Raw genomic sequence first — 18,216 nt, 5'->3', positions numbered from 1 at the left:
CTAGACTCAAAAAGTTTTAATCTAATTTACATCGCTAAATCAACTCGTACACGCCCTATAAGATAAACTACTCTCACTCTATCTCCAGAGTTGAAAATCATTCCTGAATCTTTTTCTTGTATAATCATCACGGTTTGGCTGTCGTCTTGTTTAATCATTAGTTCTACAAGCTGGTATTGTTTGTATCTTGGTTGATTATTACTTTGAGATGCAATTGTCCCTCCAGCTAACGCACCGAGCACAGTAGCAATATCCCTACCGCTTCCCTTACCAAACTGATTTCCGACTATGCCACCAAGTATTGCACCGCCAAATGTTTTCCATCCTCTGTTTTTATCCGTTACTAATTCTTTTTGTGTGATATTTCTTACCGATACTATATCTCCATATATAACTTTCTCTACTGGTTCAGCTTTATTTCTATTATAAGGGGTTGCATGAGTAATACTTGTTAGTAGACATAGAAATAACAAAGTAAACATTTTAGGTTTCAACATGGCCATTTTTCCGCTAATTTATAATTAAGTTTAAAAAAATTAGATAACTGTGAATTCATTAACTTTTCTTTCTGATACTAATCAGCCTTTTCCTGACACAAGTTTAGCACTTGATGAGCCGAATGGACTGTTAGCCATTGGTGGGAGTTTATCAACAGAAAGACTCTTATCTGCATATTGGAATGGCATATTTCCGTGGTTTAACCAAGAAGATCCTGTTCTGTGGTGGTCACCCGACCCAAGGGCTGTAATAATTCCTGGTCAATTACATATCAGCCGTAGCTTAAGCAAATTTATTCGAAAAAGTTTGTGGACAATCTCTATCAACAAAAGTTTCTCTCAAGTAATTAAGCAATGTGCCAAACTTAGGGAGAAACATCAAGGTACTTGGATTACAGATGAAATACAGCAAGCCTATATAAATTTGCACGAAATTGGCCAAGCACATTCACTTGAAGTTTGGGAAGGTGAAGAGCTCATTGGCGGGCTTTATGGGGTTAGCGTGGGACGAGTGTTCTGTGGAGAGTCGATGTTTCACACCCGAACAAATGCATCTAAGGTTGCAATGTATGAGTTAGATAAACATCTTCAGTCAAATAATTTTGCTTTGATCGATGTCCAACTTATGAACCCTCATTTAAAAAGTTTAGGCGCAAAAACAATAAACAGAAATCACTTTATAAAATTACTTTCGCAGTTAAAATCATTACACCCAAATAATAATTGTTGGCAGCCCAAAATACTTGATGAATGAGGCGTAGAAATTGACTGAAGAAACAGATGAAAACGAGTCTATTTATTTTGGCCTAACAAAGCCTTTCCCTTGTAGTTATTTGGATAATCAACAAGAACAGCTTTTAACTTTGACTGAATATCCTTTAGATTATCTGATTTATGAAAGATTACTAACCCTCGGTTTTAGGAGAAACGGCAATGCAATTTATAAACCTCATTGCCAATTTTGTAGTCAATGTCGCCCAATAAGATTACCTGTTCAGCGTTTTTGTCACTCAAAACGTCAAAAGCGAACTGTCAAAAAAAACATCAATTTCATTTGGAAATGCAGCTCAACGGCAAAGGATGAATATTTCTATCTTTATGAGCGTTACATCAACGAACGTCATGATGATGGACCAATGTTTCCTGCAACTAAAGAGCAATATCAACATTTTTTATTCTGTGATTGGCTGCAACCACAATTTATAGAGTTATATGACGAAGATATTTTAATTGGCGTTGCGGTTTCTGATGTTTTGAACAACAGTATAAGTGCTGTTTATAGCTTTTTTTCTACTAGTTACGATAAGCACTCTTTGGGAAGTTACTTAATCCTTCTCCAAATCGAATTAGCAAAAAAACTAAATAAAGACTACCTTTACCTTGGTTTTCAAGTAGATGGTAATAGAAAAATGAGTTATAAAAAAAATTATCGTCCATTTCAGATATTAACTGAGAATGGATGGAAACCTGAATAACTTGTTGTATTTATTAAACTCGCACTATGCATTTTTGAAATATTAACTTATGAATTAGGCCAATTGTTTCATATTGATACTAACCTACTCTTTACACTAGCCTGAAATTGGGGCATGATACGCCCGATTTTTATATTTGAAGGCTAATGGGACTATTATTTAATGGCGAAAGAAGACAACATTGAAATGCAAGGCACTATCCTTGAAACCTTGCCGAACACAATGTTTCGTGTAGAACTTGAAAACGGTCACGTTGTTACTGCGCATATCTCTGGAAAAATGCGTAAAAACTACATTCGTATTCTTACTGGTGATAAGGTAACGGTGCAATTGACACCTTATGACTTAACTAAAGGGCGCATCGTTTTCCGTGCACGCTAATTAGACTTCAAGCAAAGAAAAACCCGGTGCTCCGGGTTTTTCTATTGCTCGATAACCTACTAAGATTTAATTAACTAATTTTTTTACACCTTCAGTTTTTACCTTAATCTTACCATCAACGACATCAACAACTGCTGTACCACCATCCATTAGGTTCCCAAATAGGATTTCATCAGCTAACGGTCTTTTCAATAAGTCAGTTACTACTCGACTCATAGGTCTAGCGCCCATGTTTTTATCATACCCATTTTCAGATAACATCGTTCTAGCTTCATCTGTTACTGATAAATTGACACTCTTTTCGTCAAGTTGAGCTTGAAGTTCAACTAAGAATTTATCAACAACTTTTGCAATAACAGTCATATCGAGGTGATTAAACCAAATGATTGAGTCCAGTCGATTACGGAATTCTGGAGAAAAAACACGGTTTATTTCTGATAATGCATCTGCACTGTGATCTTGCTGTTGGAAACCAATTGATTGCCTGATTGTTTCTTGCACCCCAGCATTCGTTGTCATCACTAACGTGACATTTCTAAAGTCAGCTTTTCTGCCATTATTATCAGTTAAAGTACCATGATCCATAACTTGTAATAGCAGGTTATAAACGTCACTATGAGCTTTTTCTATCTCATCGAGTAGCACAACACTGTGGGGTTGTTTTATCACTGCATCAGTGAGTAATCCACCCTGCTCATAACCTACGTACCCTGGTGGCGCACCAATCAAACGGGCTACGGCATGGCTTTCCATATATTCAGACATGTCAAACCGCAGAAGTTTCATACCTAAACAAGAGGCTAATTGATTAGTCACTTCTGTTTTACCTACACCTGTTGGGCCTGCAAATAAAAAGCTGCCAACAGGTTTTTGTTCAGTACTCAATCCACTGCGTGATAGTCTAATTGCTGAGCTTAAGCTTTCAATGGCTTTGTCCTGACCAAACACCACCATTTTTAAATTTCTTTCGAGATTTTTTAGAACATCCTTATCCGTGGCAGTAACAGTCTTAGTTGGGATCCTTGCTATTTTGGCAATAATCTCTTCAATCTCTGTTTGCCCAATTGTTTTTTTTCTTTTACTTGATGGCTGCATCACCATACGAGCGCCAGCTTCATCAATAACATCTATAGCTTTATCAGGTAAGTGTCTATCATTTATATGTTTTGCAGCTAGTTTTGCCGCGGTACTTAAAGCAGAAAGCGTATAACGTACACTATGATGATCTTCATACTTGCTCTTTAAGCCTTTAAGGATCAAAGTTGTTTCTGCAACTGTGGGTTCGTTAATATCAATTTTTTGAAAACGCCTAGCTAACGCTTTATCTTTATCAAAAATGTTTTGAAACTCTTGAAAAGTCGTTGAGCCCATGCATCGAAGGTTTCCGCTAGAAAGAAGTGGCTTTAGCAGGTTTGAGGCATCCATCACTCCACCTGATGCCGCTCCTGCACCAATAATAGTATGGATTTCATCGATAAATAGAATTGAGTGTTCATCCGATGAAAGCTCTTTTAAAAGACTTTTAAATCGCTTTTCAAAGTCCCCTCGATATTTAGTGCCCGCAAGTAAGGCGCCAAGATCTAACGAATAAACCGTTGCATCAACCATTACATCAGGGACTTCTCCTGAATGTATTTTCAAGGCCAAGCCTTCGGCAATTGCGGTTTTGCCAACACCAGCTTCGCCAACGAGTAGAGGGTTATTTTTTCTACGACGGCAGAGGGTTTGAATTGTCCTTTCTATTTCATTATCTCTGCCTATTAGTGGATCTATCTCCCCCCTTTCAGCCTGAGCATTTAAATTAGTCGTGAATTGACTCAGAATACTGCGTTCTTCTTCTGTATTAACATCAGAATCGTCACTTTCAAAACTGATTGCGCTTTCCGTATCCTCAGTTTTTGAAACACCGTGAGAGATGAAATTGACAACATCTAAACGTGTAATATCGCAACGTCTTAATAAATAGACAGCTTGTGATTCTTGTTCACTAAAAATGGCAACAAGTACATTTGCACCTGTAACTTCGTTTCGACCCGAAGATTGAACGTGGAATACGGCGCGTTGAAGAACCCTTTGAAAACCTAGGGTTGGTTGAGTTTCCTTTTCAAGATCAGGATCTGTCATCAACGGTGTTGTTTGTTCAATAAAGCGAGCGACTTCATCTCGAAGTTTATCAATATCAGCGCCACATGAGAGTAAAGCTTCACGTGCAGATGGGTTATCCAAAAGTGCGAGTAATAAATGTTCAACTGTCATGTATTCATGACGTGAATTTTTTGCTTGTTGAAATGCTAAATTTAACGTTATCTCTAAATCTTTATTTAGCATATGCCCCCCAAAAAAATAATCCTATATATACAGCGTAATCTATTTTCATATTTTCTCTAGCGAACAAAGCAATGGATGTTCATGATCTCTTGAAAACTGATTAACTTGCAGTACTTTTGTTTCTGCTATATCAAAAGGATAAACACCACAAACCCCCTTACCTTGATGATGTATGGTTAACATAATATCCGTGGATTCTTGTTCATTTTTGTTAAAAAATGTTTGCAATATTTCTACAACAAAGTCCATTGGAGTATAGTCATCGTTATTGAGTATGACTTGATACATTGACGGAGGGGCAACTTCTGTTTCAACAACATCTTCGAGTTGTTCTATGCTACCTATTTTACTCATTTTATTAATAACACCTAGTTTTTGACTTGACTTCAAGCTTGCACATCTACACTACAGTAACTAATTCAGTTTTTTAAGTGAATAAATTAAAATTTACTAACGAATTGATGACGACTATACAATTTTCATCTGTTATTGTTACAATCATACGAAATTTGTTGTAATAATGTTAAAATTAACTTGACATATTCTTTTAGGGATTTCATTCTGGTCATCGAGTGATTAACTTTTTTATTTAATCATCTTACTGGGAAGTAGACAACAGAAGGAAGTGGAAGTATGGCAAGCGGAACTGTTAAGTGGTTCAACAACGCCAAAGGATTCGGATTTATATGTCCAGATCAAGGCGGTGAAGATATTTTTGCACATTATTCTACCATCGATATGGAAGGTTATCGAACTCTAAAGGCTGGTCAACCAGTTAATTATGAGGTAGAAGAAGGCCCTAAAGGCATGCATGCATCAGCTATTACAGCTGTAAAATAATATTACTCGTATGACGGACAAAAAAAGGCAGGGTATTGACTCTGCCTTTTTTATTTCTGATTATCAAGAACTATGCATTGATTATGCGGTTTAATGTTGTGCTTGGACGCATCGCATTAACAGATTTACCTGCATCTAAACGATAGTAACCACCAAGATCAACAGAAGGGCCTTGAGCGTCATTCAACTCCGCTACTATTAAGTCTTCATTAGATATAAGACTTTTAGATAATTCAACAAATTCAGAAGCTAACTCAGCATCGTCACCTTGTTTAACAACTGCTTTGGCCCAATAATTAGCGAGATAATAATGACTACCACGATTATCTAGTTGACCCACTTTTCTTGATGGTGACTTGTTCAAGTCTAAGAACTCACCAATAGCTTCATCTAGTGTTTTAGACAAAACAAGTGCTTTCTGATTATCGGTAGCGTGGCCTAAGTGCTCAAGAGAAGCTGCTAATGCCAGAAACTCACCTAATGAATCCCAACGTAAGTGGTTTTCTTTTTCAACTTGCTGCACGTGTTTTGGTGCACTACCACCGGCACCAGTTTCAAATAATCCGCCACCATTCATTAATGGAACAATAGATAACATTTTTGCACTTGTTCCTAATTCAAGAATTGGGAACAAATCGGTTAAATAATCACGCAGCACATTACCTGTAACAGAAATGGTATCTTTTCCATCCTTAATTCGAGCTAATGTATGTACTGTTGCGGCTTGTGGTGGCAAAATTTTAATGTCTAGATTTGATGTGTCATGATCTTTCAAATAGTTTTGAACTTTCGAAATTATTTGAGCATCATGAGCCCTGTTTTCATCTAACCAGAAAACAGCAGGCGTTGAACTCAATCGAGAACGATTCACGGCTAATTTAACCCAGTCACGAATTGGAGCATCTTTCACTTGGCACATGCGGAAGATGTCGCCCTGCTCCACATTATGAGTCATTAGAACATCGCCACTCTGATCTGTAACGTTTACAACACCCGAGCTTGCTAATTCGAATGTTTTATCGTGACTTCCATATTCTTCAGCTTTCTGTGCCATTAAGCCTACGTTTGGTACGCTTCCCATTGTACTAGGATTAAAAGCACCGTGTTCTTTACAGAAGTTGACTGTTTCTTGGTATATTCCTGCATAACAACGATCAGGGATCATATATTTGGTGTCTTTTAACTCACCATCAGGGCCCCACATTTGTCCTGATGAGCGAATGGCCGCTGGCATTGAAGCATCAATAATAATGTCACTTGGAACATGCAGGTTGGTGATCCCTTTATCTGAATCAACCATGGCTAGTGCTGGCTGTTTTTTGTAAATCTCAGCAATTTCAGCTTCAATTTGTGCACAATGCTCAGCAGGCAAGGTTTTAATTTTTGCAAGAACGTCACCAAAACCATTATTGACATCGACACCTAAATTGGTAAATTCAGTAGCATACTTTTCGAATAATGGCTTATAGAATACTTTGACAGCATGACCAAACATAATTGGATCTGACACTTTCATCATGGTTGCTTTAAGGTGAAGCGAAAGCAACAAATCTTCTTGTTTAGCTTTTTCAATTTCTGTTTCAAAAAAAGAGGTTAAAGCCTTATTACTCATAACAGCAGAATCAATAATTTCTCCCGCTAGTAAACTAATACCTTTTTTTAGTACCTTTTTAGTACCGTCAACTTCTGTTAATACTATATCTACAGTTGTTTCGTGAGCAACTGTTACAGATTGTTCAGTACTAAAAAAGTCACCATCAGTCATATGTGCAACATGTGATTTAGAGCCAGAAGCCCAATGCCCCATTGAATGTGGGTTCTTCTTCGCATAATTCTTAACTGATTTAGGAGCACGGCGATCAGAGTTACCTTCACGCAAAACAGGATTTACAGCACTACCTTTAATTTTGTCATAGATAGCTTTAACTTTTATTTCTTCTTCAGAGCTAGGCTCATCAGGGTAATTCGGTAGTGCATAACCTTTAGCTTGAAGCTCTGTAATGCACGCTTTCAACTGCGGAATTGATGCACTGATATTAGGTAGCTTGATAATATTAGCTTTTGGTTTTTTAGCTAATTCACCAAGCTCAGCTAAGGCATCTGAAATTTTTTGTTCATCTTTTAAATAACTAGGGAAATTTGCAATGATACGACCAGATAGTGAAATATCTCGTGTTTCAACATTTACACCTGCAACAGCTGTGAAGCGTTTGATGATTGGTAGTAAAGATAAAGTAGCCAATGCTGGCGCTTCATCAGTTTCTGTATAGATAATGGTTGGAGATTCAGCTTTCATTTCTCGTCCTACATGAGTGGATGACTAATTGTTATTTTATCGCTTAACTGAAAATATCAGTTAAGCGAATAGAGTCGGGTTAAGTAGACCTGTGATATCAAAAGTTGATTTCGTGATGCCCTACAAAATGATGAGTAATCATAAATCATTAACAGTAATATTCAAATTCCCAAATGGTTCAATCACCAGTAGACTGTCAAGATAAACACACAAACTTTCAAAAATCATTTTAAAGTGAATCAAAATCGTTCAAATAAACCAAAGGCCAATAAATTTAGCCAAAATCGCTCTTCAAATCGAAGAGTTAAGTATCAAAGAATCCAATCACCTAATAAATGCTTACCATCGGAGCAAGTTAAACTCGTATTATTAAATAAGCCTTTCAATGTCTTATGTCAGTTCACGGATGAAACTGGAAGGAAGACACTGAAGGATTATGTTCCTATTGAAGGCGTATATGCAGCGGGTAGGCTCGATAGAGATAGTGAAGGCTTATTGCTTCTAACCAATGACGGTAAGTTACAAGCAGAACTGACTCAGCCAAAGAAAAAAGTATTCAAAAAATATTGGGTTCAGCTTGAAGGTCAACCCACAGAAAATGATTTAGAAAAATTGAGAAAAGGTGTTGAATTAAAAGACGGCATAACCTTACCTGCAAAGGTAAATGTTATAGTAGCACCGCCTGTGTGGCAACGTGTGCCCCCTATTCGTGAACGAAAAACGATACCCACCAGTTGGATCGAAATTCATATTTGTGAAGGTAAAAACCGCCAAGTAAGACGTATGACCGCAGCCATAGGATTCCCAACTTTAAGACTTATTCGTTACAGTATTGGAAAATATTCACTGAAAAAAGATAATGTTGCAATGTTATCATCGGGCGAGTATATCGAAATACCCTATACTTCCATTTAATATTATTATTTTAAGGAATTAAAAATGGCTGAACGTTTCAAACCCAATGTTACCGTTGCTGGAATTGTAGTCTGGCAGGAATGGTTTTTAATGGTAGAAGAAGTTATCGATGGAGAAACGGTTTATAATCAGCCTGCTGGCCATTTAGAAGCAAATGAAAGTATACAAAGCGCCTGTGAGCGTGAGATTCTAGAAGAAACTGGCATCGCCACAAAATGTCAATCCATGACAGGAATATATCAATACAAAGCAGCAGAAGAATTAGACTTTTTAAGGTTTACTTTTCATTGCATCGTAAATCAATACGGTACAACACTTGAACCACCACAAACAAGGCCTCAAGATCCACAAATCGTCGCTTCACATTGGATGACTTTGGATGAAATAAAATCGCTAGAGTCGCAATTGCGAAGCCCTCTTATATTAAAGTCTATTAAAGATTATCAAGAAGGTAAAAGTGCAAGCTTAAATACACTATCAGACGAGTTTTTAACCTTAAAATAATTACTCAAACACGCTTAAATTACTTGCTTCAACATAGCCCTTAAATAAAAGCCATGTTAGAATTACGCGCCGAATTTTGATGCACTTTTCAGAGTATCCATATTTCAGTGTCGGCTAAATTTTCTAACTTGGTTTCAGGATTTATGACATCTACAACTTCCCTATCTAACGGTAAAAAAGTCATCGTCGGCATGTCCGGTGGTGTTGACTCTTCAGTTTCAGCCTATTTACTTCAACAACAAGGTTATCAAGTTGAAGGCTTATTTATGAAGAATTGGGAAGAAGATGATAATGATGAGTACTGTGCAGCAGCTGAAGATCTCAAAGATGCTCAGGCGGTATGTGATAAATTAGGAATTAAGCTTCATACCGTAAACTTTGCATCTGAATATTGGGATAACGTCTTTGAGTACTTTCTTGCTGAATACAAAGCTGGGCGAACTCCTAATCCTGATATTATGTGTAACAAGGAAATTAAATTTAAAGCTTTTTTAGATTTTGCAGACGAAATCTTAGAGGCTGACTATATTGCTATGGGTCATTACGTTCGCCGGGTTGATATCAATGGAAAAACTCAAATACTTCGGGGCGTCGATGGCAACAAAGATCAAAGTTACTTTTTATATACATTGAGCCACAAACAAGTTTCAAGGAGTCTATTTCCAGTAGGAGAATTAGAAAAGCCTGAAGTAAGACGTATTGCAGAGGAGCTCGGCCTCGTTACGCATAATAAAAAAGACTCAACAGGTATTTGTTTTATTGGCGAGAGAAAGTTTACAGAATTTTTATCCAATTATTTACCAGCTAAACCTGGTGAAATTGAAACGGTTGATGGTGAAGTTATTGGCCAACACCAAGGTTTGATGTATCACACTTTAGGTCAAAGAAAAGGCCTAGGTATTGGTGGTCTCAAAAATAGTAATGAGGATCCATGGTATGTTGTCGATAAGGATTTAGACCGGAATAAACTTATTGTTGCCCAAGGTGGCAAGCACCCTCGTCTAATGTCTAAAGGAATGCGAGTAAACCAATTGCATTGGGTGAATTCAGATGACCTTCAGGATGGTTCAATAGTCACTGTTAAAACCCGTTATCGTCAGCAGGACGTTAAATGTAAAATTTCCTTTGTTGATAACACTTCCCTTAAAGTTGTATTTGATGAAGAAGTCGCCGCAGTCACACCTGGTCAGTCAGCCGTATTTTATGATGGTGAAGTATGCTTGGGTGGCGGGATTATTGACGAGTTAATAAAATGAATCAGCAGTTAATTGATAGGACTAAAGCGTTTTCAGCCACAATTCATGCGCTTGCACAAGTGCAGATTATCGCAAGAAATGACAGTTTTAATAATGAAGCTATTGAAGACTGTTTAAATACACTGGTTGTTACAGATCCTGACAAAATTGCAGATATATATCCTAATGAACGAATGCTTAAAGATGGCTATCATACTTTACTTAAGCAGTTAGAAGATAGAAAGCAAAAAGATATCGAATTAACTCGTTATTTAGTGGGTATATTATCACTGGAACGCAAACTTTCTAGGTCTGGGTCAATGTCTGATATGGCCAATAGAATCGACGAAATTAACCGACAATTAGCACATTTTAAAATTACTGATGAACAAGTAATCGCTAATCTATCGAGTATTTATACTGACTTAATCAGTAATTTAGGCCCTAAAATTGTGGTCGCAGGCAACCCCAACGTTATAAATCGTCCTATTACGATGCATAGAATAAGAGCCCTTCTTCTAAGTGCTATACGAAATGCTGTTTTATGGCGCCAGCTTGGTGGAAAAAGACGAGATTTAATATTTTCGCGTAAATCCATTATCGATGCCGCCAAATATAATCTAAATAATTAAATTTGTACCCTACAATAAAATCAAAGTTCATAAAGGAGCTTACAATGGAACTTTCCGCGCTGACTGCAATTTCTCCAGTAGACGGTCGATATAGCTGTAAAACCGCAGAATTAAGAGAGATATTTAGTGAGTTTGGTTTGACTAAGTATCGTGTTCAAGTTGAGATTGAATGGCTCAAACTTTTAGCTGATTGTGAAGGAATTAAGGAAGTTCCACCTTTCAGTGCAGCGGCCATATCTGTATTGGATAATATCAAAGATAATTTCAATGAAAAGCACGCTTTGCGAGTAAAAAACATTGAGCTCACGACTAATCATGATGTAAAAGCCGTTGAATATTTCATTAAAGAACAAATTGCAGATAATGCAGAACTTGCTGCAGTCGATGAGTTTGTTCATTTTGCTTGCACATCCGAGGACATCAATAATTTATCACATGCTCTAATGTTAAAAGAAGCACGTGAACTTGTATTAGTTCCTTATTGTAACCAAGTCACTGACACTATAAAGCAGCTTGCTCACGAACTTCGCTCAGTTCCATTAATGTCCCGTACACATGGTCAACCAGCTTCTCCTACTACATTAGGTAAAGAAATGGCTAATGTGGTAATGCGTCTTCAAAGACAACTTAATCAAATCAATAATGTTGAAGTGATGGGTAAAATAAATGGCGCAGTTGGGAATTTTAATGCACATTTGTCTGCATATCCTGAAGTAAACTGGCATGACTTATCAGAAAAATTCGTAACAAGCTTAGGTATTAATTGGAACGCTTATACAACCCAAATTGAACCACATGATTATATTGCAGAATTGTTTGACGCCATTGCGCGTTTTAACACTATTTTGATTGATTTTGATCGTGACATTTGGGGGTATATTGCACTGGGTCATTTTAAACAACGTACAATAGCTGGCGAAATTGGGTCATCAACAATGCCTCATAAAGTTAACCCAATTGATTTTGAAAATTCAGAAGGTAATTTAGGCATTGCGAATGCACTAATGCAGCACTTAGCTAGCAAACTTCCTGTTTCACGCTGGCAGCGTGATCTTACTGATTCAACAGTATTACGCAATCTAGGTGTTGGTATAGCACACTCACTAATTGCTTATCAAGCCACCCTTAAAGGGATAAGTAAGTTACAAGTCAATGAAGAACAATTACTTGCAGAACTTGACCAAAATTGGGAAGTTTTAGCTGAGCCGATTCAAACTGTTATGCGTCGATATGGTATTGAAAAACCTTACGAAAAGCTCAAAGAGTTGACACGCGGGAAAAGAATCGACGCTGAGCAATTAGTCGTTTTCATTGATGGATTAGAATTGCCAAGTGATGTAAAAGCTGAACTTAAAAAGCTTACACCTTCAAATTATATTGGAAGTGCAGAAGCATTTGTTGATTCATTGAAATAATATTCTTGATAAAGTCTCTACAGTCATATTTTAGTGATTGTTAGGACTTTATTTTACTGCCTAAATTGAATTTTTTATCACTTTGAGGGTAATTCCTCGCCCCTATGACCGGGGTGATTTATTTGGGGGCGTGTGGAAGAACCCCCAAATGTGCCGTTTTTGGTATAAGAAATTAATTTTACAGGTATTTATTTGTTCAAAAAGTGGTTTTGATTACTTGCCAACTGCAACACCTCTATATTTGAGGTATTTATAAAGCGTTGTTTTAGATATGGTCAATTGGTTAGCTATTTGCTGAACACTTAGTAGCCCTTCTTCATATAAGGTAGCGGCAACTATTGCTTTTGATTGTGCTTCCTTATCCAGCCCTTTTGGTCTACCGCCTGTTCGTCCTCTTGATCTGGCAGCTTCTAATCCCGACATCGTGCGTTCTTGGATAAGTTCTCGCTCAAACTCAGCAATAGATGCAAATAAATTGGTGATCAGCCTTCCTTGTGCAGATGTTGTATCGACCGGATCATTTAGACTTTTCAGTCCTATTTCTCGATGTGACAAATCATTAATCAGCTCAACTAAATGTCGCAGCGATCGTCCAAGGCGATCTAACTTATAAACAATGATAATATCGCCTGCTCTGAGCTGAGAAAGCATTTCATCCAATCCTGGACGATTTGACTTGGAACCAGACACTATATCTTTAAAAATTTTCTCGCAGCCTTCACGGTTTAATGCATCAAGTTGTAAATCAAAATTTTGTCCTTTAGTGCTAATTCGGCAATAACCAATCTTCATAATTGAAATTCGTTCAGTTTACTCATGAGTAAATAGTAAACTGAACGTAGATAAAGTAAACCAGTTTAGTTAACCATATAAAGCTGATTCTATTGTTTGAAGTATGCTTGAAGCTTTAGTTAACAATAACGGTCGTTAAATTAAACTACTTCTACAGCTATAAAAAAGACGTTGCGGCTTAATTTAGGAAAAATTAGTTTTAAGAAATAGTTATAAATTTAAATGTTATTAATTTAATGATTGCATCGTATATGACGACCTAATAAAATTTTTGAAATTGTACATTTGAAGCTGTTCTAATAACCATAATGTACTTGATTGATGTACAGCCAAACCCATCAAACAAGTACCTAAAAGAAACTAATTACACGGTCTGACAAATCTAAATATAGTCGTAGTGCACTGACCTGATTGACTATTACAAACAGTAGCTTTTACTGTTTTTGTACATAGATTTATATTATTTCCACCATCATCACCATCACCTATTCCATCGCCAGAACCCGAATCAGGATCACCGCCTCCAAAAGGTACACTTGAGATTGTTTCTGAATTTTCTTCTAAATATTCTAATAAACAATTACTAACAGCTGTTCCTGATGGAGTTAAATCTTGGGTAGTATCAGCAAAAAGATTACCAACGGTTATACCGTCTATTCGACTAGAGCCTTTATTTAATTTATAAGAAAGCCTTAACGATTTACTGCCATTTATTTCGACTACTCCTCCGTAGCTAACCTCAAAATCTAATGTGTTATTGTGATCTCCAACTACGTAATGTGCAAAAGCACCAACTGTATTGTGTACAAAACTAACATTGAAGCCGAAACCATCTCGAGATAGGTTAAGCCCCCCTCCAGTAAAATCTGTGTCTTCGTAATAGTCGTTCCAATCAGAATCACCAACTTTGGCAGAAATGTCAGCAGTCATTCGATCATAGATCCTTTCTCTGCCTCTATTTTTAAAAAATGAGATAGGGTGATTGTCACAGCTATCCGAAGAATTAGAGTTTGGCCTATACACACTACTATAAGAATATTGAGGAGAGTTACTATTTTCTATTATGACTACGTCTTGAGCCATTGCTGATCTAAACTCTTCATCAATATCATAGAATTTGTTAAGTAAAATTGTATCGTTATATGAAAGAGAAATAGAGTTAACAATTATACTTTCAATATCTCCTAAGTCATCTGGGGTAACTGTGACTTTAAATTTATAAGCTATTCTTGTTAATGGATTTGCAAAAATTACATTTTCAGTAACAGGATCGCAACTAGGATATTCATTATATGGGTTGGAGTAACTTCCTCTTGGAGGAAAACCTGGAGGTTTTCCTATACAGTCATACCTTGGTGGGTGAAAACTAGCTAAAAATTTAGCTCGATCAAAATCACAATCATCACATGAGTATACTTTCATATTTCCGACTGCAGAAGCTGTAGCTGATATCAAAAATAAAAATAGCGCTAATATTATTCTAATAAACATAAAAATCCTTTTTTGTTTGTTAAATGAACAGGTTAATTATTTAGCAGGCAACAAAGTAAGTCAAGTCTATTGCCTTCAAGATAACAGGTACTATTGGAGTAGTTTTAGTTGAATTAAATACAGGTGAAAACTAAATTAACTTTCTGAGTTTAAGTTAAATTAGCCTTGAATTACTTCTGTATCTGTGAAGAATTCATCAATCCTGACTAAATAGTGGTCACATTTGATGATGAAATTATTACAATCTAGATACTTAAGTCCTTTTGAACGCTAAACGCATACAGCTACTGCCTCAGGTTGAGGCAGAAGAACTTTATTCACGGCCAGTATTTACTGAGTTTGAAAGGTGGCAATACTTTTCATTTACACCTCAAGAGTTAGCGAGCTTTTCAACATTTCGTAATGTAAAGACACGTCTTATTTTTGCCTTGCAAGTTGGCTACTTCAGAGCTAAACAACAATTTTTTGATTTTAAAATTGAAGACGTCCAGGATGATGTTGAGTTTATTCTCAACAAATACTTTTCTGATATACGGGTATATCCAAGCCATCTCAAAGGAACGATGCATTATGAGTCGATGAATAAACAACACATATTGATCTTATCGCTATTTCAATACAATCCTTGGTCAATGAGCATAAAACCAATAGTACAGGAGCAGGTGGCTCAGCTGCTCAAGCTTTACCCCAAAGTACACAGCGCCTACAGACAATTACTGATTTTCTTTGAAAACAAGCAAATTGTCATTCCTTCATATCGCTTTTTTCAAGATGTTTTTACTGCAGGTATAGCTGATGAGGAAGTAAGGATTAATTCTATTTTGCGGAATATTCCTGTAAACACCACAAAACTTCTAAACAAATTGAATAGCAAAAGTGATGGGATCACAGCAGTTAATATCATCCGTTCAGATCAAAAAAGCTTTCGTTATACCGACATTCGCCTTGAACTAGACAAAGTTAAACAAATACAAGAACTGTATGATTTTTCACAAGCTTTCATTCCGACGCTTGGCATCTCAAATAATGCAATCCAGCATTATGCTGAAATTGCAGATCAATATGCTGCATCACGATTAAGGCGGTTCAGCCGACCTCAACAACACCTACACATTTTGTGCTTTGTGAATAACCGATATCAGCAATTGATGGATAATTTATTGACCAGCTTTATTTATCACATGAAAGCAATAAAAGCGTCCGCTAAAACTTATGCCTCAATGCTCCAGTTATCACAAGCATCAAAGTTTAAAGCTGATCTTCCAAAACTGGCTCAATTTCTTAAATGGTTTCCACAACGTGATTTACAAATGAGTCAAACAGAAATTGATGAGTGTGCTTATCAAATTCTTCCTAAAGAGCAATTCACCACTTTAGCGAATTATTTTGACGGAAAAGCTTTTGATAAAAAATCGGCGATTTGGGAATACTATGCGAAATCATCAAGGAAAGTCGCCCTGTATCTGCGGCCTATATTCACTTGTATTAATTGGGGTTATTATAAAGATGAAGGGTATCTATTACAGCTTATGGAGCTGTTAAAAACATATTGCTCGGATGGTAAGGTCATTTCAAAGCTAAAGATCACTGATGAGATTGGGATAACCATCCCAAAATCAATGCTGCGCCACTTGAAGCGAACACCAGATGATACTGACATTGATCCTTACCTTTTTGAATGGTTTGTCTACCTTAAAGTAGAGCACGAGCTATCAAGAGGACGTCTATTTTGCAATGACAGCCTAGAATATCGTGACATTGAAAAAGATCTTATTGACGATGCATTAGTTGATGATGTTGCAACTATCGCCAATGAATTAGGGTACCCAAGTATTGTCGATTATTGTGATGTGAGATTAGATTCTGCATTAGCTACATTGCAACAAACTTGGAATCGCACTCTTTCAAATATTGAGCAAAATAATAACACTGGAATTAAAGTGAAAACGGCAAAAGATGGAACTGAATACTGGCACTTACTTTATGACAGCAAAATGCCATTAGATGACAAATTCTTTAACCACCTGCCCAAACTTGATATAGCTAATATTGTTATGTTTATTGGGGATAAGCTTGGATTTTGGGATACGTTTGCTCACATAAGGGGGCGCTACGTGAAACGCAAGCAACCCGTACCACTCTATCTAACCGCTTGCTTGATCTCAGAAGCATTTGGCTTTGGAACCAAAAATATGGCTGAAGTCTCTGACATAGATTTCAACCAATTAAGATCAACGAAAGAAGATTTTTTAAGAGTCGATACATTATGCTCAGCAAACGATATTGCCTGTAACTTTATTCATTCACTTCCGTTGTTTAGGAAATGGGATCTTATCGAAGATAAAGTATTAGCGGATGCTGATGGCCAAAAGTTTTCTACATTGGATAATACAATTCAATCACGCTATTCAAGAAAATATCTTGGCAAAGGTCGTGGTATTTCCATCTATACATTGATTGCAAACTTTGTGGCCGTTAACGCCAAAAATATCGGACTGAATGAATACGAAGGCCATATGTTATACGACATGATTTATGGCAATAACACGGACATCGATATAAACATGGTAACTGGTGATAATCATTCACTTAACAAGCTTAATTTTGTCGTACTAGATTCAATTACTGTTGATTACGTTCCTTGTATACGAAATGTAAGAGAAGCTGCAGCCGATCTGTGTGCTGCGGAACCTATTGAAAATACTGGATTACTAAAGATCAATAAGATTGTGGATGTAGAGCTGATACGCTCGCAGAAACGAGAGATAACTAGAGTCCTGTTGTCTCTGCTAATACAGCAAAACACGCAGAGCCACATCATTAGAAAGCTAAACTCTCATAAAAGGTACTCTCGTTTAAAAGCTGCATTGGCCGAATACAACTCAGTTTTTAAAAGCATACATATTTTGAATTTGATTGATGATATGGAATTAAGAAAGGCATTGAGAACAGCAAGAAATCGCACTGAAGCCTTTCACCAATTACAAAGCAGCATTAGGAAAACATACAAAGGCGTGTTTACCGGTAAGAGAGTCATGGATAATCGAGTCAGTGCTCATGCGACCAGATTAGTTGCAAACTGTATTATTGCCTACAACAGTATTATTTTGAATGCTGTTTATGAAAAGATGCTTGCTGAAAATGTTTCCGAAGTAATTATCAAAAAATTTATTAGGATCTCACCAATAGCTTGGTCACATACATTGTTCACTGGCCGGTATCACTTCAAAAAAAGCGAGACTTTCGTCGATGTAGGAGCTATGGCCAAGATAATTGAAGAAGAGCTAAAAAAGAACTTTTGGAGATAAATTTTTATACATTAAATCATTACCTTGTGATAAAAACGGCACTATTGGGGGTTCTTCCACACGCCCCCTATTTAATTAAAAAATATCCTGTTACCTTATCAAAGATG

General features: G+C 36.7%; 16 protein-coding genes. 10 read left to right on the top strand and 6 right to left on the bottom strand.

The annotated features are described in order from the left end of the window. Positions 1-26: 26 nt before the first annotated feature. Entirely contained in the window at positions 27-497 is a 471-nt protein-coding gene (locus E2I05_RS10625; protein WP_121852393.1) for an outer membrane lipoprotein, read from the bottom strand. Between the two features lie 49 nt (positions 498-546). On the opposite strand from E2I05_RS10625, the gene aat reads away from it, so the two are divergent. The 3 genes from aat to infA all read left to right on the top strand — a co-directional run bounded on the left by aat (position 547) and on the right by infA (position 2,353). After that, positions 547-1,251 carry a leucyl/phenylalanyl-tRNA--protein transferase gene (gene aat / locus E2I05_RS10620; protein WP_121852394.1) on the top strand — a complete coding sequence of 235 codons (705 nt, stop codon included), beginning with the start codon at positions 547-549 and terminating at the stop codon, positions 1,249-1,251. Between the two features lie 10 nt (positions 1,252-1,261). Next, positions 1,262-1,972, top strand: coding sequence for an arginyltransferase (locus E2I05_RS10615; RefSeq protein WP_121852395.1), 711 nt, complete (start codon positions 1,262-1,264; stop codon positions 1,970-1,972). Positions 1,973-2,134: 162 nt separating this feature from the next. Then, positions 2,135-2,353 (top strand): translation initiation factor IF-1, encoded by a 219-nt coding sequence (gene infA, locus E2I05_RS10610; protein ID WP_025820228.1) that lies wholly within the window; start codon positions 2,135-2,137, stop codon positions 2,351-2,353. A gap of 66 nt (positions 2,354-2,419) precedes the next feature. Here infA and clpA read toward each other — a convergent pair whose 3' ends face one another. Further along, positions 2,420-4,681, bottom strand: a complete 2,262-nt coding sequence (gene clpA, locus E2I05_RS10605; protein WP_133309631.1) for an ATP-dependent Clp protease ATP-binding subunit ClpA — start codon at positions 4,679-4,681, stop codon at positions 2,420-2,422. Positions 4,682-4,726: 45 nt separating this feature from the next. Then, entirely contained in the window at positions 4,727-5,035 is a 309-nt protein-coding gene (gene clpS, locus E2I05_RS10600; protein WP_121852397.1) for an ATP-dependent Clp protease adapter ClpS, read from the bottom strand. A gap of 279 nt (positions 5,036-5,314) precedes the next feature. Between clpS and cspD the strand changes: the two genes are divergently transcribed. Beyond that, positions 5,315-5,521 carry a cold shock domain-containing protein CspD gene (gene cspD / locus E2I05_RS10595; RefSeq protein WP_121852398.1) on the top strand — a complete coding sequence of 69 codons (207 nt, stop codon included), beginning with the start codon at positions 5,315-5,317 and terminating at the stop codon, positions 5,519-5,521. Positions 5,522-5,591: 70 nt separating this feature from the next. Here the strand turns inward: cspD and E2I05_RS10590 are convergent, their stop codons facing one another. After that, on the bottom strand, positions 5,592-7,817 hold the full coding sequence (locus E2I05_RS10590) for an NADP-dependent isocitrate dehydrogenase (protein ID WP_121852399.1): 2,226 nt from the start codon (positions 7,815-7,817) through the stop codon (positions 5,592-5,594). A 234-nt stretch (positions 7,818-8,051) separates the two neighbouring features. On the opposite strand from E2I05_RS10590, the gene E2I05_RS10585 reads away from it, so the two are divergent. The 5 genes from E2I05_RS10585 (at position 8,052) to purB (ending at position 12,518) form a co-directional block, all read left to right on the top strand. Next, the gene (locus tag E2I05_RS10585; protein WP_121852400.1) at positions 8,052-8,732 is read left to right on the top strand and encodes a pseudouridine synthase; all 681 of its coding nucleotides are present in this window, start codon (positions 8,052-8,054) and stop codon (positions 8,730-8,732) included. Between the two features lie 24 nt (positions 8,733-8,756). Further along, positions 8,757-9,236 (top strand): NUDIX hydrolase, encoded by a 480-nt coding sequence (locus tag E2I05_RS10580; RefSeq protein ID WP_121852401.1) that lies wholly within the window; start codon positions 8,757-8,759, stop codon positions 9,234-9,236. Positions 9,237-9,379: 143 nt separating this feature from the next. After that, entirely contained in the window at positions 9,380-10,492 is a 1,113-nt protein-coding gene (mnmA, locus tag E2I05_RS10575; protein WP_121852402.1) for a tRNA 2-thiouridine(34) synthase MnmA, read from the top strand. Continuing rightward, positions 10,489-11,103, top strand: a complete 615-nt coding sequence (gene hflD / locus E2I05_RS10570; protein WP_121852403.1) for a high frequency lysogenization protein HflD — start codon at positions 10,489-10,491, stop codon at positions 11,101-11,103. Before mnmA ends, hflD begins: the two co-directional genes overlap by 4 nt. 44 nt (positions 11,104-11,147) lie before the next feature. After that, on the top strand, positions 11,148-12,518 hold the full coding sequence (gene purB / locus E2I05_RS10565) for an adenylosuccinate lyase (protein WP_121852404.1): 1,371 nt from the start codon (positions 11,148-11,150) through the stop codon (positions 12,516-12,518). Positions 12,519-12,731: 213 nt separating this feature from the next. On the opposite strand, the gene E2I05_RS10560 is transcribed toward purB, so the two are convergent. Both E2I05_RS10560 and E2I05_RS10555 read right to left on the bottom strand, forming a co-directional pair. Then, positions 12,732-13,310 carry a recombinase family protein gene (locus tag E2I05_RS10560; protein WP_121852405.1) on the bottom strand — a complete coding sequence of 193 codons (579 nt, stop codon included), beginning with the start codon at positions 13,308-13,310 and terminating at the stop codon, positions 12,732-12,734. Positions 13,311-13,670: 360 nt separating this feature from the next. Beyond that, a complete protein-coding gene (locus tag E2I05_RS10555) occupies positions 13,671-14,801 on the bottom strand; it encodes a hypothetical protein (protein WP_121852406.1) in 1,131 nt (376 codons plus the stop codon). A gap of 263 nt (positions 14,802-15,064) precedes the next feature. Between E2I05_RS10555 and E2I05_RS10550 the strand changes: the two genes are divergently transcribed. After that, positions 15,065-18,109 carry a Tn3 family transposase gene (locus E2I05_RS10550; protein ID WP_121852407.1) on the top strand — a complete coding sequence of 1,015 codons (3,045 nt, stop codon included), beginning with the start codon at positions 15,065-15,067 and terminating at the stop codon, positions 18,107-18,109. Positions 18,110-18,216: the final 107 nt, after the last annotated feature.

It is taken from the genome of Parashewanella spongiae, from assembly GCF_004358345.1.
Taxonomy (GTDB): Bacteria; Pseudomonadota; Gammaproteobacteria; order Enterobacterales; family Shewanellaceae; genus Parashewanella; species Parashewanella spongiae.
The sequence above is the reverse complement of the archived record's forward strand: the minus strand, read 5'-3'. Positions and strand labels throughout refer to the sequence as shown.

Coding starts and splice junctions, on each gene's coding strand:
- E2I05_RS10580 (WP_121852401.1), top strand. CDS start 8,757: ATGGCTGAACGTTTCAAACCCAATGTTACCGTTGCTGGAATTGTAGTC.
- E2I05_RS10560 (WP_121852405.1), bottom strand. CDS start 13,310: ATGAAGATTGGTTATTGCCGAATTAGCACTAAAGGACAAAATTTTGAT.
- infA (WP_025820228.1), top strand. CDS start 2,135: ATGGCGAAAGAAGACAACATTGAAATGCAAGGCACTATCCTTGAAACC.
- E2I05_RS10590 (WP_121852399.1), bottom strand. CDS start 7,817: ATGAAAGCTGAATCTCCAACCATTATCTATACAGAAACTGATGAAGCG.
- clpA (WP_133309631.1), bottom strand. CDS start 4,681: ATGCTAAATAAAGATTTAGAGATAACGTTAAATTTAGCATTTCAACAA.
- mnmA (WP_121852402.1), top strand. CDS start 9,380: ATGACATCTACAACTTCCCTATCTAACGGTAAAAAAGTCATCGTCGGC.
- E2I05_RS10625 (WP_121852393.1), bottom strand. CDS start 497: ATGTTGAAACCTAAAATGTTTACTTTGTTATTTCTATGTCTACTAACA.
- cspD (WP_121852398.1), top strand. CDS start 5,315: ATGGCAAGCGGAACTGTTAAGTGGTTCAACAACGCCAAAGGATTCGGA.
- purB (WP_121852404.1), top strand. CDS start 11,148: ATGGAACTTTCCGCGCTGACTGCAATTTCTCCAGTAGACGGTCGATAT.
- E2I05_RS10555 (WP_121852406.1), bottom strand. CDS start 14,801: ATGTTTATTAGAATAATATTAGCGCTATTTTTATTTTTGATATCAGCT.
- clpS (WP_121852397.1), bottom strand. CDS start 5,035: ATGAGTAAAATAGGTAGCATAGAACAACTCGAAGATGTTGTTGAAACA.
- hflD (WP_121852403.1), top strand. CDS start 10,489: ATGAATCAGCAGTTAATTGATAGGACTAAAGCGTTTTCAGCCACAATT.